Source organism: Rhodococcus sp. Leaf278, from assembly GCF_001426085.1.
GTDB lineage: Bacteria > Actinomycetota > Actinomycetes > Mycobacteriales > Mycobacteriaceae > Rhodococcoides.
Genome location: NZ_LMRR01000012.1, coordinates 106,693 through 121,041 on the forward strand (window position 1 = coordinate 106,693; position 14,349 = coordinate 121,041).

The 14,349-nt window shown below is 64.4% G+C and carries 15 protein-coding genes and 1 other RNA gene; 15 read left to right on the forward strand and 1 reads right to left on the reverse strand.

Translation table 11 applies throughout. The features are described 5' to 3' along the window. Positions 1-60: 60 nt before the first annotated feature. Complete coding sequence (locus tag ASG84_RS13205) at positions 61-429, forward strand: DUF1304 domain-containing protein (RefSeq protein ID WP_057477514.1); 369 nt, start codon at positions 61-63, stop codon at positions 427-429. A gap of 7 nt (positions 430-436) precedes the next feature. Here the strand turns inward: ASG84_RS13205 and hisN are convergent, their stop codons facing one another. Then, positions 437-1,228 (reverse strand): histidinol-phosphatase, encoded by a 792-nt coding sequence (gene hisN, locus ASG84_RS13210; RefSeq protein WP_057477515.1) that lies wholly within the window; start codon positions 1,226-1,228, stop codon positions 437-439. A 92-nt stretch (positions 1,229-1,320) separates the two neighbouring features. Here hisN and prfB point away from each other — a divergent pair, with 92 nt between their 5' ends. The 14 genes from prfB to ASG84_RS13275 all read left to right on the forward strand — a co-directional run bounded on the left by prfB (position 1,321) and on the right by ASG84_RS13275 (position 14,323). Beyond that, on the forward strand, positions 1,321-2,433 hold the full coding sequence (gene prfB, locus ASG84_RS13215) for a peptide chain release factor 2 (protein WP_027496571.1): 1,113 nt from the start codon (positions 1,321-1,323) through the stop codon (positions 2,431-2,433). A gap of 3 nt (positions 2,434-2,436) precedes the next feature. After that, positions 2,437-3,336, forward strand: coding sequence for a mechanosensitive ion channel family protein (locus ASG84_RS13220; protein ID WP_057477516.1), 900 nt, complete (start codon positions 2,437-2,439; stop codon positions 3,334-3,336). Then, positions 3,333-3,779, forward strand: a complete 447-nt coding sequence (locus tag ASG84_RS13225) for a hypothetical protein (protein ID WP_057477517.1) — start codon at positions 3,333-3,335, stop codon at positions 3,777-3,779. The genes ASG84_RS13220 and ASG84_RS13225 overlap by 4 nt, the downstream gene beginning before the upstream one ends. Before the next feature lie 86 nt (positions 3,780-3,865). Continuing rightward, positions 3,866-4,555 carry a cell division ATP-binding protein FtsE gene (gene ftsE / locus ASG84_RS13230; RefSeq protein WP_027496574.1) on the forward strand — a complete coding sequence of 230 codons (690 nt, stop codon included), beginning with the start codon at positions 3,866-3,868 and terminating at the stop codon, positions 4,553-4,555. A 66-nt stretch (positions 4,556-4,621) separates the two neighbouring features. Continuing rightward, positions 4,622-5,527 (forward strand): permease-like cell division protein FtsX, encoded by a 906-nt coding sequence (gene ftsX / locus ASG84_RS13235; protein WP_057477518.1) that lies wholly within the window; start codon positions 4,622-4,624, stop codon positions 5,525-5,527. A gap of 83 nt (positions 5,528-5,610) precedes the next feature. Continuing rightward, positions 5,611-6,084: an SsrA-binding protein SmpB gene (gene smpB, locus ASG84_RS13240; protein WP_032397704.1), complete on the forward strand. Its 474-nt coding sequence runs from the start codon at positions 5,611-5,613 to the stop codon at positions 6,082-6,084. 8 nt (positions 6,085-6,092) lie between these two features. Next, positions 6,093-6,947: a DMT family transporter gene (locus ASG84_RS13245; protein ID WP_057477519.1), complete on the forward strand. Its 855-nt coding sequence runs from the start codon at positions 6,093-6,095 to the stop codon at positions 6,945-6,947. A gap of 31 nt (positions 6,948-6,978) precedes the next feature. Continuing rightward, entirely contained in the window at positions 6,979-8,439 is a 1,461-nt protein-coding gene (locus tag ASG84_RS13250) for an SDR family NAD(P)-dependent oxidoreductase (RefSeq protein ID WP_057477520.1), read from the forward strand. 65 nt (positions 8,440-8,504) lie between these two features. Beyond that, positions 8,505-8,875, forward strand: a transfer-messenger RNA (tmRNA) gene (gene ssrA, locus ASG84_RS26940). Between the two features lie 118 nt (positions 8,876-8,993). Continuing rightward, positions 8,994-9,653, forward strand: a complete 660-nt coding sequence (locus tag ASG84_RS13255; protein WP_057477521.1) for an alpha/beta hydrolase — start codon at positions 8,994-8,996, stop codon at positions 9,651-9,653. Beyond that, the gene (locus tag ASG84_RS13260) at positions 9,650-10,921 is read left to right on the forward strand and encodes an NAD(P)/FAD-dependent oxidoreductase (protein ID WP_057477522.1); all 1,272 of its coding nucleotides are present in this window, start codon (positions 9,650-9,652) and stop codon (positions 10,919-10,921) included. Before ASG84_RS13255 ends, ASG84_RS13260 begins: the two co-directional genes overlap by 4 nt. Continuing rightward, positions 10,912-11,691: a DUF1365 domain-containing protein gene (locus ASG84_RS13265; RefSeq protein WP_057477523.1), complete on the forward strand. Its 780-nt coding sequence runs from the start codon at positions 10,912-10,914 to the stop codon at positions 11,689-11,691. The genes ASG84_RS13260 and ASG84_RS13265 overlap by 10 nt, the downstream gene beginning before the upstream one ends. Next, complete coding sequence (locus ASG84_RS13270; RefSeq protein ID WP_082520966.1) at positions 11,688-13,001, forward strand: SAM-dependent methyltransferase; 1,314 nt, start codon at positions 11,688-11,690, stop codon at positions 12,999-13,001. The genes ASG84_RS13265 and ASG84_RS13270 overlap by 4 nt, the downstream gene beginning before the upstream one ends. Continuing rightward, complete coding sequence (locus ASG84_RS13275; protein WP_057477524.1) at positions 12,998-14,323, forward strand: SAM-dependent methyltransferase; 1,326 nt, start codon at positions 12,998-13,000, stop codon at positions 14,321-14,323. The genes ASG84_RS13270 and ASG84_RS13275 overlap by 4 nt, the downstream gene beginning before the upstream one ends. Positions 14,324-14,349 lie beyond the last annotated feature (26 nt).

The window sequence follows — 14,349 nt, forward strand, 5'->3', positions numbered from 1 at the left end:
CGCACGACACCCCGGCAGTAGTTCGTATCCTGCGTCGTACCGGTGTGACAGGCTGTTTCCGTGCATCCGACAGCTCAGATCTTCGCGGCCCTCGCCGCAGCCCTCCACGTCGCCATCTTCGTCATGGAAAGCGTGCTCTGGTCCAAGCCGGCCGTATGGGCAAAGTTCGGTGTCGCGAGCCAGAACGACGCCGACATCACCAAGCCGTTGGCCTTCAACCAGGGCTTCTACAACCTGTTTCTCGCCATCGGCATCGTGGTCGGCCTCATCGTGGGCGGCTCGGCCGGCGACGCCATCGTCTACTTTGCGTGCGCGAGCATCGTCGGCGCAGCGCTGGTGCTGGCCACCGGCGGGGCAAAGTACTTCCGGCCTGCATTCGTGCAGGGAATCACTCCGTTGATAGCCCTGGTGCTGGCTGCGGTTCTCTGAGCCGGTTTCAGGTGCTCGGAGACAGGTGGCCGAGAACCTCGTTGTGCAGCAGGCCGTTGGTGGCCCCCGCGCTGCCCCCGTGCGGCCCCGCGGTGCCGTCGAGTGCGCTGAAGGTGCCGCCGGCCTCGCGAACGAGAATGTCGAGTGCCGCCAGATCCCACAGTGACACCTCGGGTTCGACTGCGATATCGACAGCCCCCTCGGCGACCAGGCAGTAGGAGAAGAAGTCCCCGTAGCCGCGCACCCGCCAGACGGCATCGGTGAGGTCGAGGAATTTGTCTCGGATACCGAGATCGGACCAGCCGGAGAGACTGGAGAAGCTCAGACTCGACGACGCCAACGAGTCGACCCGCGAAACCGTGATCCGGCGCACGGTATCCCTGTCCGATGTAGTCCATGCCCCCTGCTCGTGTGCGGCCCACCAGCGTCGGTTCAACGCCGGGGCACTGACGACCCCGACCTGCGGTACACCGTCCTCCAGAAGAGCGATCAGCGTTGCCCACACGGGTACACCGCGCACGAAGTTCTTGGTGCCGTCGATGGGATCCACCACCCACTGTCGGCCGCTGAAGGTCGCGGTGCCGCCGAACTCCTCACCCAGCAACGCATCGTTCGGACGCTCTGAGCCGAGCTCGGCTCGGATCATCGTCTCCACCGCAAGATCGGCGTCACTCACCGGTGTGAGGTCCGGCTTGGAGTCCACCGAAAGATCCAAGGCCAGAAATCGCCGACGGGTGATTATGTCGGCCTCGTCGGCGAGCCGGAGGGCAAGGGCAAGATCGGCGGAGTAGTCGGTCACCGGGTAAGACTAACGACGGGTACCGGTGACCGTGCCCGGTGTTGCTCGGGGGCGGTCGGGCGAGGGTTCGGGTGCCGGTAACCTTGACTCTCGTGCATCCCGACGTTTCTGCAGACCTGGCCGAGCTCGACACCACTCTGTCCACTGTCGAGTCGGTTCTCGACGTCGAGGAGTTGCGGCGACGCATCGACGAGCTGGAACACCAGGCAGCGTCACCTGACCTGTGGAACGACCAGGAGCACGCTCAGCAGGTGACCAGCCAGCTGTCCCACGCGCAGGCCGAACTGCGCCGCGTCGAGGAACTTCGGCAGCGTCTCGAAGACATGCCTGTCCTGTACGAGCTCGCCGAGGGTGAAGAAGGTGAGGCGGCCGCGTCGGCCACCGCCGATGCCGACGCCGAGCGCGCATCCCTGCGTGAGGACATCGCAGCCATGGAAGTGCGAACCCTGCTGTCCGGGGAGTACGACGCCCGTGACGCCCTGGTCAACATCCGCTCCGGAGCAGGCGGAATCGACGCCGCCGACTGGGCGGAGATGCTGATGCGTATGTACATCCGCTGGGCCGAGAAGCACGGCTACGGGGTCGAGGTCTACGACACGTCCTACGCCGAAGAGGCCGGAATCAAGAGTGCGACGTTCGCCGTCAAGGCTCCGTACACGTACGGCACGCTGTCGGTCGAGCAAGGCACCCACCGGCTCGTCCGCATCAGCCCGTTCGACAACCAGGGCCGACGGCAGACCTCCTTCGCCGAGGTGGAGGTTCTCCCGGTCGTCGAGACCACCGACCACATCGAGATCCCCGAGAACGACATTCGAGTGGACGTCTACCGCTCGTCCGGGCCCGGCGGGCAGTCGGTCAACACCACCGACTCCGCCGTCCGGTTGACGCATATTCCGACCGGCATCGTGGTGACCTGCCAGAACGAGAAATCTCAGCTGCAGAACAAGGTCTCCGCCATGCGAGTGCTGCAGGCCAAGCTGCTCGAGGTCAAGCGTAAGGAAGAGCGCGCCGAGATGGACGCGCTCAAGGGTGACGGCGGCAGCTCCTGGGGTAACCAGATGCGCTCGTACGTGCTGCACCCGTACCAGATGGTCAAAGATCTGCGTACCGAGTACGAGGTGAACAATCCGTCTACTGTTCTCGACGGGGACATCGACGGATTCCTGGAGTCGGGCATCCGTTGGCGAATGCGAGGGGAGCAGTAACCGATGACGGCCTGGTTCAACGTGACGCCCGAGGTCAAGCTCAACGGCCTCGGAATCGTGCTCTACATCCTCGGTGGGTTGCTGGCAGCGCGGTTCGTCACCTGGACCGGATCTCGAATCACTGCCCGCATCGATCAGAACTATCAGCACAGCGATGCACTCGTGCGGTCCGAGGCCGCCAAGCACCGGCATGCCCTTGCCCAGGTCATCACCTGGGTGCTGGTCACGCTCATCTACATCCTCGTCACCATCGAAGTGCTGCGTCGCTTCGGATTCGGCGTCGGTGGGCTCGTAGCACCCGCGACGGTCATCGGCGCAGCACTCGGCTTCGGTGCCCAGCGCGTGGTTCAAGACATTCTTGCCGGCTTCTTCATCATCACCGAACGTCAGTACGGATTCGGCGACGTCGTGCAGATCGCCGTCAACGGCTCGAACGAGGACGCGGAGGGCACCGTCGAGGACGTCACGCTACGGGTGACTCGGGTGCGGAGCGTCGACGGCGAGGTCATCACGGTCCCGAACGGGCAGATCGTCAAGGCGATCAATCTGTCGAAGGATTGGGCGCGCGCCGTCGTCGACGTCCCGGTCCCCAGCACCGCAGATCTCACCCAGGTGAACGCGTTGCTCCGTGCAGTCGGCCGTGACGCATTCGCCGACACGCGCTTGCGTCCGCTCCTGCTCGACGAACCGACCGTGATGGGCGTGGAGAGCATCGAGGTGGGGCAGGTCAACGTGCGCTTGGTCGCGCGGACGCTGCCGGGCAAGCAGTTCCAAGTGGGGCGGGAGCTTCGAGTGAGAGTGGCCGCCGCCCTGCAGCCCGAGGGCATCAACGTTGCCCCCGACGTCAGTACGGCCGGAGTTGCACCGGAATCGTCGGGACGAGATCGGACGGAAGAACAGTGAGCACACCCGACACCGGAACCGAACGCTCGCAACGAAACTGGCGACAGTGGCGCATTCCCAACAAGATCTACGGCCGCGTCCGCACGTCGACCGTGGCCTTCGGTATCTGCTTCGTGCTCACCGGCCTGCTGTACGGCCAAGTCAGTGCCGATATCGCCGAGAGGGACAAGCAATCCATCGAGGGCCCGATCGCCGTCGATCCGTCCGAGCTCACCCCATACACCGAGCCGCAGACCACTCGGCCGAGAAATTCGACGACGTCGGTCGCCCCCACTCCTACGGCCACCGCCGATGCGGAGCCGACGGGAAGCGTCGAACAGACCGGCGAGCAGGCGTCGACCACGACCGCACCGTCGACCACCACCGCGCCCTTCGGCGTCCCGATCCCTCCGGCTCTACAGTCGCTGATACCCACCCAGCCTGCGCCGACGTCGTCGCGCTGACGCGCTCTTTACCGTCTCTCGGGACTCGCCGCGGTGCCCGCACGGGTCCGACGGTTACCGGCGGGTAAGGACTACACTGACGACCCGTGATCAGCACCTCGAATGTGTCGAAGTCCTACAAGACCTCCACCAGGCCCGCCCTGGACAAAGTGACGGTCTCGATCGACAAGGGCGAGTTCGTGTTTCTGATCGGCCCGTCCGGGTCGGGCAAGTCGACGTTCATGCGGCTACTCCTCAAGGAGGAGACGCCCACCTCCGGTGACATTCACGTTGCCGATTTCCATGTGAACCGATTGGCGGCCCGTCGCGTCCCACGACTGCGGCAGAGCATGGGCTGCGTCTTCCAGGACTTTCGTCTTCTACAGCAGAAGACCGTGGTGGAGAACGTTGCCTTCGCGCTCGAGGTGATCGGCAAGCCACGTTCGATGATCAAGCGCACCGTCCCCGAGGTGCTGGACCTGGTGGGACTCGGCGGTAAGTCCGATCGTCTGCCGAACGAGCTGTCCGGTGGCGAGCAGCAGCGTGTGGCGATCGCTCGGGCGTTCGTCAATCGCCCACTGGTTCTGCTCGCGGACGAGCCGACCGGAAACCTGGACCCGGATACGAGCCAGGACATCATGCTGCTGCTCGAGCGCATCAACCGAACCGGAACGACGGTTCTGATGGCGACCCACGACAATCACATCGTCGATTCGATGCGCCGCCGCGTCGTCGAACTGGACAACGGACGAGTCGTTCGCGACGAGGCTCGCGGGGTCTACGGCGTCGGGCGCTGACACCGGCCCACGGACAAGACCGCACAGACTTCTCGACCGAACGAATCGAAGGGCTCGGATTCCGCGATGCGCGCAAGTTTCATCTTCAGCGAGGTCCTCACCGGACTGCGCCGCAACATCACCATGACGATCGCCATGATCCTGACGACCGCCATCTCGCTCGGACTGTTCGGCGGCGGATTGCTGGTGGTGCAGATGGCAGGGAAGACCCAGCAGATCTTCCTGGACAGAGTCGAAGTGCAGATCTTTCTCACCGACGACATCTCTGCCACCGATGCGGATTGCGCGCAGGACACCTGCGCCACGTTGCGCTCGGACCTCGAGAGCACACCATCGGTGGTCTCGGTGCAGTACCTCAACCGCGAGGACGCGGTCAAGGACGCAACCGAGCGAGTGTTCAAGGATCAGCCCGAACTGGCCGAGCTCGTCAGTGCCGACAGCTTTCCCGCGTCGTTCAAGGTTCGCCTGAGTGACCCCGAGCGGTTCGGGGTGATCAACGACAACTTCGAGAATCGACCCGGCGTGCAGAGCGTGCTCAATCAGCGCGACCTGGTCGAGCGACTGTTCAGTGTGCTCAACGGCGTGCGCAACGCCGCCTTCGCGATCGCCACGGTGCAGGCGATCGCCGCAATCCTGTTGATCGCCAACATGGTTCAGATCGCCGCGTTCACCAGGCGGACCGAGGTCGGCATCATGCGGTTGGTCGGTGCCACCCGTTGGTACACCCAGCTGCCGTTCCTGCTCGAGGCGGTGGTTGCGGCCCTGATCGGATCTGCGCTGGCGATCGCAGGCCTGTTCACAGCAAAGAACATGTTCATCGATGACGTGCTCTCGGACGTGTATCAGGCCAACATTCTGGCCCGGATTTCGAACAGTGACGTTCTGCTCGTCTCACCGTTCCTGGCGCTGGTGGGAGTCGGCATGGCAGCGGTGACGGCCTACATCACGCTGCGTCTGTACGTGCGCGAATAAATTCGCTTGCCGTTCGGTTCTATGCTGGAGCGGTTGCCCGTGGAACCGATCCATCCGGCGAACGCTCGAGAAAGGGCCCTGCAGTGAGAGAGAAGGGCCGCAAGGCCATCGCGACCAATCGCAAGGCGCGGCACAACTACTCCATACTCGACGTCCTCGAGGCCGGAGTCGCCCTCGTCGGGACCGAGGTCAAGAGTCTGCGTGACGGCAAGGCCTCGCTGGTCGACGCCTTCGCGACCGTCGACGACGGTGAGATCTGGCTACGCGGACTGCACATCGCCGAATACACGCTCGGTAGCTGGACCAACCATGCGCCGCGGCGAAACCGCAAACTGCTCCTTCACCGTCGTGAGATCGACCGCCTGGCAAGCAAGGTCAAAGAGGGAAACCTGACGCTGGTGCCGTTGTCGATGTATTTCTCCGACGGCAAGGTCAAGGTCGAGCTGGCGTTGGCCAAGGGTAAGCAGGATTACGACAAGAGACAGTCGTTGGCCAAGCGCACCGCCGAACGCGAGGTCACTCGTGAGCTGGGGCGTCGTGTGAAGGGCATGCGCTGACCGCTGTTCTGCTCGCTCTGGTAGCTGCCGTCGGCTATGGGGTGAGCGATTTCGTCGGTGGTGTCGCATCCCGCCGGGTAGCGGCATTGCGCGTGGTCATCGTCTCGTACCCACTGTCGCTTGTGATCGTTCTGCTCGTAGCACCGTTCGTCGGCGGCACGATCGAACTGTCGGCGATGCTGTGGGGGCTGGCCTCGGGTGTAGCAGGCGGCGTTGCAGTGTGGTGGTTCTACCTTGCGCTCGCGGCCGGGCCGATGGCCGTGGTCTCGCCGGTCACCGCCGTCCTGGTCGCCGGTATCCCGGTGCTGGTCGGGCTGTCGATGGGCGAGCGTCCCGGCATCATCGCGTTCGTCGGTATCGCCGTCGCCCTGGTGGCCGTGGTGCTTGTCAGCAAAGAATCCCCGGACGAGGTGACCGGTGAAGTCGCAGGCGGACGGAAGATGAAGTTCACCCGAACCGTGGCCTGGTTGACGGTCGGTTCGGGTGTGACCTTCGCTTTTGCGTTCATTTTTCTGCATCGGATCGGCGACGGAAGCGGACTGTGGCCGCTCGCGGCGTCGCGTGCGTCGGCCACCGCGGTGGTCTGGGTCGTAGCTCTGGCGTCCGGGCACTTCTCGCCCCCGCACGGCAGCGTGCTCAAACTTGCGGCATTCGTCAGCGTCCTCGACGTGGTCGCCAACGCCGCCTTGATCTACGCCTATCAGGACGGTCTTCTCTCGTTGGTGAGCGTCATCGCCTCGCTGTATCCGGCGGCGACGGTCCTGCTGGCCATGGTGATGCTCGGTGAACGAGTCGGCGCTCTGCAGAAGATCGGAATGGCGTTGGCGCTCGGCGCGATCGCGATGATTGCCCTCGCTGGTTGAACTGACCCGGTCGGGGGTAATGACCTCGTTTATGACAGCTTCCGATTCGTCGACCGACATCCCCGTGGCTCAGGACGACGGACTGCCTCCTCGCGTTCTCGTGACCGGTGCCACGGGCTACCTGGGCGGTCGTCTGGCCCCGCGCCTGCTCGACGAGGGCTACCGGGTCCGCGTGCTGGCGCGCACCCCCAGCAAGCTCGACAACGTGCCGTGGGCGGCGGACGTCGAGATCGTCAAGGGCGATCTGAGCGACCGAGAGTCGCTGAAGGAGGCGCTGACCGGAGTCGACGTCATGTACTACTTGGTGCACTCGATGGGCACCGCGGGACATTCCGATTTCGCCGACACCGAACGCGACAGCGCCGAGAACGTCGCAGCCGTTGCTGCCGAGTGCGGCGTCGGGCGCATTGTCTACCTGGGCGGCCTGCATCCGCCCACCGGGGAACTGTCACCACACCTGAAGTCACGCGCCGAGGTAGGTCGCATTCTGATCGAGTCGGGCGTTCCCACCGTGGTGCTGCAGGCCGGTGTGGTGATCGGATCGGGTTCGGCATCGTTCGAGATGATTCGCCACCTGACCAACCGGCTTCCGGTGATGACAACTCCGCGGTGGGTGCACAATCGCATCCAGCCCATTGCTGTGCGCGACGTGCTGCACTATTTGATCGGGGCCGCGAGCGCGCCGATCGCCGAATCCAGGACCTTCGACATCGGTGGGCCGGACGTGATGCAGTACGGCGAGATGATGAACATCTACGCCGACGTCGCCGGACTGAGGGAGCGCCGCATCATCGTGCTTCCGGTCTTGACTCCACGGCTGGCCGGCCACTGGATCGGGCTGGTGACGCCCATTCCGCGTGGGCTGGCGATGCCACTCATCGAATCGCTGCAGTACGACGCGGTCGGTCACGAGATGGACATCGACGCCGTCGTGCCGCGCCCGGAGAACGGACTGACGGGCTACCGCGATTCGGTTCGATTGGCGCTGCGCAAAATCGACGACGGCGAGGTCGAGACGAGGTGGACCGATGCCACCGGTACTGCGGCACCGTCGGATCCACTGCCTTCGGACCCTGATTGGGCCGGGGAAGTGGTGTACACCGACACTCGGGTTGCCAGGAGTGCGGCCAAGTCGAGCGCTATCAGACCGGCTCTGGAACGCCTGGCCGACTCCGACGTGCTCACCGGTTGGCATCGTGACGCCACCGGACCCGACGCCTCGGCGTCGGGCACCGAACACACCACGCGGCTCAAGTCCTCGACCCGGCTTCCCGGCGAGGCGTGGCTGGACCTGACGGTCGGCGGAACGGCGAAGCAGCCCACGATCGAGCAGCGTTTGGTGTTCTTCCCACGCGGACTGGCCGGGCGAGCGGTGTGGTACGCCTCGCTGCCGGCGCGACTGGTGATGGCGCGTCGGATGTTGCGGACGGTAGTGCAACGCGTGGACGCCGATGCGGCCTCGAATTCTGCGGATCGCCGGGTCGGCCGTTAATGGAATGAATGTGGCCGGGCGAGGCGTTACACTGAACAGCCCGGGCATGGTGTTCGGGAACATACGGGGCTGAACGGTTTCGACTTTGTATGTTGAGTCAGGGGAAGCGTGTCGGTGCAGGCGAGAGACCACCGTAAGCGTCATCGCAACCTTATAAGCGCCGATTCCAATCAGCGCGACTACGCACTCGCTGCCTAAGTAGCGACTGCGTGTCTGTCAGTCCGGGCTTGCCCTCGGTCCGGGTACTGGCATCAGCTAGAGGGCTTACCGATTCATCCGGCCGCGGGATGATGAGGAACATCAAACAGTGGCTGGGATCGTCATCCTGACTTGTTCGCGAGATCGGGAGATCCAAGTAGAGACATAGCGGACTGCACACGGAGAAGCCCTGGCAATGCAGCAGAGGACCCGGGTTCGATTCCCGGCAGCTCCACCGCAGGAGACCGGGCCGAGAGAGACTCTCTCGGCCCGGTCTTCTTTGCTTTGTCGGACAGGTCACATGTGCCCCTCCGAACCGATCCCACCCGAAGCGGCCTCGGTGCCGAATAACCGGCATGAGCAACGAGCCGACTCCAGTACTGCGCACCGGCAGGCGGGTGTCCGACCCTGCATTGGTCGTGTTGGTCCTCGGCGGCGGCAAAGACGTCAGCCGGGCGCGCAGTCGACCGTGGCACCTGGCCGGTCTGCGAATGTGGCCCTTCACCTGGATGCTTCGGCGTGTGGGACGCGCACACGACATTTCGGTGCAGCAGTTGCAGTACCGGTTCCGCGGCTGGAACGCCCCCGAACGGTCTCCGGTCGAGGACGCCCGGTGGGCGTTGAACCGAATCCGCGCCGAGCATCCTGACGTTCACGTGGTGGTCGTCGGCCATTCGATGGGGGGCCGCACCGCAGCTGCCCTGATCGACGACCCTTCTATCGTGGGTGTCGTCGCTTTGGCCCCGTGGTGGCCGGAGGGGGCGGAGGCCGATGCGTCCAGGCCGGGTAAAAAGCTGCTCGTGATGCACGGAACTGCAGACAAGTGGACCGATCCGAGAACCTCGCGCCGGGCGACCGAACGTGCGTCGGAGCGCGGGGCGTCCGCTCGCTACCTTTCCGTTCCGGGTGGGCATTTCATGCTCCGCAATCCGCGGCTGTGGTCGAGGGCGACGCGTGACTTCGTTCTCGGTATCGCCGCCGATGTGCAGGTCGACTGCATGGGCACACAGTCGTGACGCGCCGTCGGGTTGCGGTTGTCGGGAGCGGTGTCGCCGGACTGACGGCCGCATACGCCCTGTCGAAGAATTCGTCGGTGACGTTGTACGAGGCGGACTCCCGCCTCGGGGGCCACGCGGACACGCATTACGTGGACGGCCCGGACGGTCCGGTAGGAGTCGACACCGGGTTCATCGTGCACAACGACCGCACGTATCCGACGCTGCTTCGACTGTTCGACGAGCTCGATGTGCCTACTCAGGATTCGGACATGAGCATGTCCGTGCGCTGCGACGGGTGCGGGCTGGAGTATTCGGGTGGCCAGGGAATGCGCGGAATCCTCGCGCAACGTACGGCGGTGTTCAAGCCACGATTCGTGTCGATGTTGCTCGATGTCAAGCGGTTTCACCGGCTGGCGACCGAATTGCTCGACCGGGACGACTCCGCGGATTCCGACATCACCCTCGGACGTTTTCTCGCCCAACACTCGTTCTCGGCATATTTCGAATCCCACTTCATGACGCCGTTGGTGTCGGCGGTGTGGTCGTGTGATCCGGACACTGCTCTCGCTTACCCAGCTCGCTATCTGTTCTCCTTTCTTCAGCACCACGGAATGCTCACCGTCACAGGGTCTCCCAGCTGGCGTACGGTCACGGGCGGGTCGATCGAATACGTTCGGCGGGTGTCGTCGCATATCGACGAGGTGCTGGTCGATACCCCGGTGCGCGCGGTCTACAGGTCGCACGACTCCGTGCAGATCCGGGACGGTCACGACGATCTGCGCACGTTCGACGCCGCCGTCGTCGCGGTTCATCCCGGTGCAGCGCTGAAGATGCTCGCAGAACCGACTGCGCTCGAACACAGCGTTCTCGGAGCGATGCCGTACTCGACCAATCACACTCAATTGCACACCGACTCATCGGTGCTACCACGAAACGCCAGGGCTCGGGCCTCGTGGAACTACCACCTCCCGTCCTGTGCCGCCAGGCCCGACCGAGTTCTGGTGAGCTACGACCTGACGAGGTTGCAGCGATTGGACGATACGCATCGAAGAATGTTGGTCACCCTCGGTGGAGCGGATCGCATCGACCCGAACACGGTGCTCGACGACATGACCTACGAGCACCCGCAGTACACCCCCGAATCCGTGGCAGCGCAGCGACGGCTTCCCGAATTGGACACCGATACGGTGGCGTTCGCCGGGGCGTACCACGGCTGGGGATTTCACGAGGACGGTGCGTTGTCCGGAGCACTCGCTGCACGACGAGTGGGTGCCACGTGGCTCTGACGTCCGTTCTGCCGGCCACTCGCGCACACGGAGCGGCCCTCTATGTCACGCGGATAGATCACGTGCGGCGCGCGCCTATTCGAAACACGTTCTCGTACAAGAGTTACAGCTGGTTCGTCGACCTCGACGCATTGCCCGAACTGCCGCGGATACTGCGGCCGCTGGCCTCGTTCGATCCCCGTGATCACCTCGGAGACCCCAACTCGACCATCCGCCGGAACGTCGACGCGTTCCTGGCGGAGAACGGTATCGATCTGGGCGGCGGACGAATCACGATGCTGGCCAGCGCGCGGGTATTGGGGCACACGTTCAACCCACTGAGTGTCTACTGGTGTCACGACCCGGACGGAGACCTCCGCTGCGTGGTGGCCGAGGTGCACAACACCTACGGAGAGCGATACCGGTATCTCCTGCATACCGATCGTCGCGGCGCGGCCCGGACCTCCAAGAAGTTCTACGTCTCGCCGTTCAACGACGTCGACGGTGAATACTCCATGCAGCTACCCGAGCCGGACGCCGCACTCCGCCTGTCGATCGTGCTCGAACGTCCCGGCCAGCCTCCGTTCGTGGCGACCGTCGACGGCCGTCGGCGCGAGGTGACGACGCGGTCGATTCTTCGCACCGTACTCGAGATCCCGATTGCGCCGCTGCGAGTGGTGATACAGATCCGCTGGCAAGGCATTCGGCTCTGGGCGCGGGGCCTGACGATCGTGCAGAAACCTACCCCTCCGGGGGAACGAGTATCCCAGAAGGAAGAGGCCCACAGATGACGACTGTGTCGAGATCCAATTCTGTGTCGAATCCGTACGGTGGTGCCGCCACGGGTCCGCGCCCGTCGGTCGATCCGCGCGTCTGGCCCCAGATCGCGCATGTTCCCGGCGGCATGAAGGTGGCTGCCGCCGCGCCCGTCGCCAATTTCCTGTTCCGTCGTGCGGTCGCGGGACTGCAGGTCCGGGTCGCGATGCCCGACGGCGAAGTGATCGGGGCCGGGTCGGACGACGCACCGTTGATGACCGTCTATCGGCCGCACGACTTCGCCGCACGGGTCGGCGACAGTGGACTCATCGGATTCGGTGAGGCATACATGGCCGGAGACTGGGATGCCGAGGACCTCACTGCCGTGCTCGAGGTCTTCGCCCGGCGGATGGCGTCGTTGATTCCCAAGTCCCTCCAGCGACTCCGAGGGCTCTACATCCCGAAACCGCCGCGGAGCGAGCGCAATACGACGAAGAACACGCGATCCAACATTTCACGGCACTACGATTTGTCCAACGACCTCTTCGAGCTCTTCCTCGACGACACGATGACCTACTCGAGCGCGTTGTTCGCCGGATCGGGAAGCGACAACGACAGTGAGGAGCTCGCCGACGCCCAGCGTCGCAAGATCGACCGGCTACTCGACCGCGCGGGCGTCGGAGATGGAAGCAGGGTTCTCGAGATCGGCACCGGATGGGGCGAGCTGGCTATCCGAGCGGCCGCTCGCGGTGCGACGGTACGGTCGGTCACGTTGTCGACCGAACAGCAGGAACTCGCGCGCAAGCGTTGCGCCGCTGCGGGTTACGGAGATCGGATTCAGATCGATCTGCTCGATTATCGTCTGGTCGACGGCGAGTACGACGCGATCGTGTCGGTCGAGATGATCGAGGCCGTCGGTCATCAGTACTGGGGAACGTACTTCGAGACGATCGACTCGTTGCTTGCGCCGGGTGGGCGAGTTGCACTCCAGGCCATCACGATGCCGCACGACCGCATGCTGGCCACCCGAAACACCTACACCTGGGTACACAAGTACATCTTTCCCGGCGGGTTCCTCCCGTCGGTGCGGGCCATCGAGGAAGTGACCGAGCAGCACACCTCGCTTCGGGTTCGCGAGCGTCTGTCCATGGGCGACCACTACGCGCGCACACTTGCGCTGTGGGACAGCCGCTTCCGCGAATATCGAAGCGAGGCAGAGGATCTCGGTTTCGACGAGGTGTTCGCGCGTATGTGGCACTTCTACCTGTGCTACTCGGAGGCCGGATTTCGATCCGGGTACCTCGATGTTCAGCAGATCGTGCTCGACCGAAGGGACAATCGATGACCACCTCGACACTTTCCGTGGACCGGACCGATCGCAGCGTCGGTGTCGCGCATCGGATTGCCGAATTGATAGAGCCCTTGGTGGGTGGTCCACTTCCCGTTCGGCTGGAGGCGTGGGACGGATCCGTCGCAGGCGATGCCTCGGCACCGAGAGTGCTGTTGCGGAGTCCGAGCGCCCTTCGTCGATTGCTGTGGAGCCCCGGCGAACTCGGTGCTGCGCAGGCGTACGTCACCGGGGAGTTGGACGTCGACGGCGACCTTGCCGCGGCTCTCGATCACGTGTGGGGTGTGGTGCGTGAGCGCCGACTCTCGGCGGTCCGACCGGGGCCGGCGTCCCTACTGCGATTGGCGAGACTGGCAAAGGATCTCGGAGTGTTCGGCCGCCCACTCCCGCCGCCCGTGTCGCAGGCCTCGGTGAAGGGTCGGCTGCACTCGGTGCTCCGCGACCGCGCTGCGATCAGCCACCATTACGACCTGTCCAACGATTTCTACGAACTGGTCCTCGATTCGCACATGGCGTACTCGTCCGCGTACTGGACTTCGAATTCGCCGGACTACACCCTCGATGACGCCCAGCGCGACAAACTCGATCTCGTGTGTCGCAAGATCGGCCTCGACAAGCGCACCGGGCAGCGCTTTCTGGACGTCGGCTGCGGCTGGGGGTCCTTGAGCCTACATGCAGCTCAGGAGTACGGAGCGAAGGTCGTCGGCGTGACGATCTCCCGCGAACAGAAAGCGTTCATCGACAAGCGAATTGCCGATCGGGGACTGCAGGACAACGTCGAGATCAGAATCCAGGACTACCGGGAGATTCCGGACGGCCCGTTCGACGCGGTGGCGTCGATCGAGATGGGTGAGCATGTGGGGGAGGCCAACTACCCGACCTACACCGCCGCGCTGCACGCCAACGTCAAGCCGGGGGGACGCGTGCTGATCCAGCAGATGTCGCGGAGAGAAGGCGACAACCCCGGCGGCGGAGCATTCATCGAATCCTTCATCGCGCCGGACATGTACATGCGCCCGGTCGGGCGGACAGTTGCCATGATCGAGGAGGCGGGGCTCGAGGTTCGGGACGTGCATGCGCTCCGGGAGCATTACGTGCGGACCGTCGACGTCTGGACCGAGCGCTTCGAGGCGCGCTTCGACGAGGTGGTGGCAATGGTCGGTGAAGAGGTCGCCCGGGTGTGGCGGTTGTACCTGATCGGCGGCGGAATGGCCTTCCGGGACAACCGGATGGGCGTCGACCAGATTCTTGCGGTCCGGTCGGAGAACGGATCGTCGGAGATGGAACCGGTTCGACCGGTCTGGGTGCCCGCGCGGTGAACTGGTCCGATTTCCTGACCGTATCG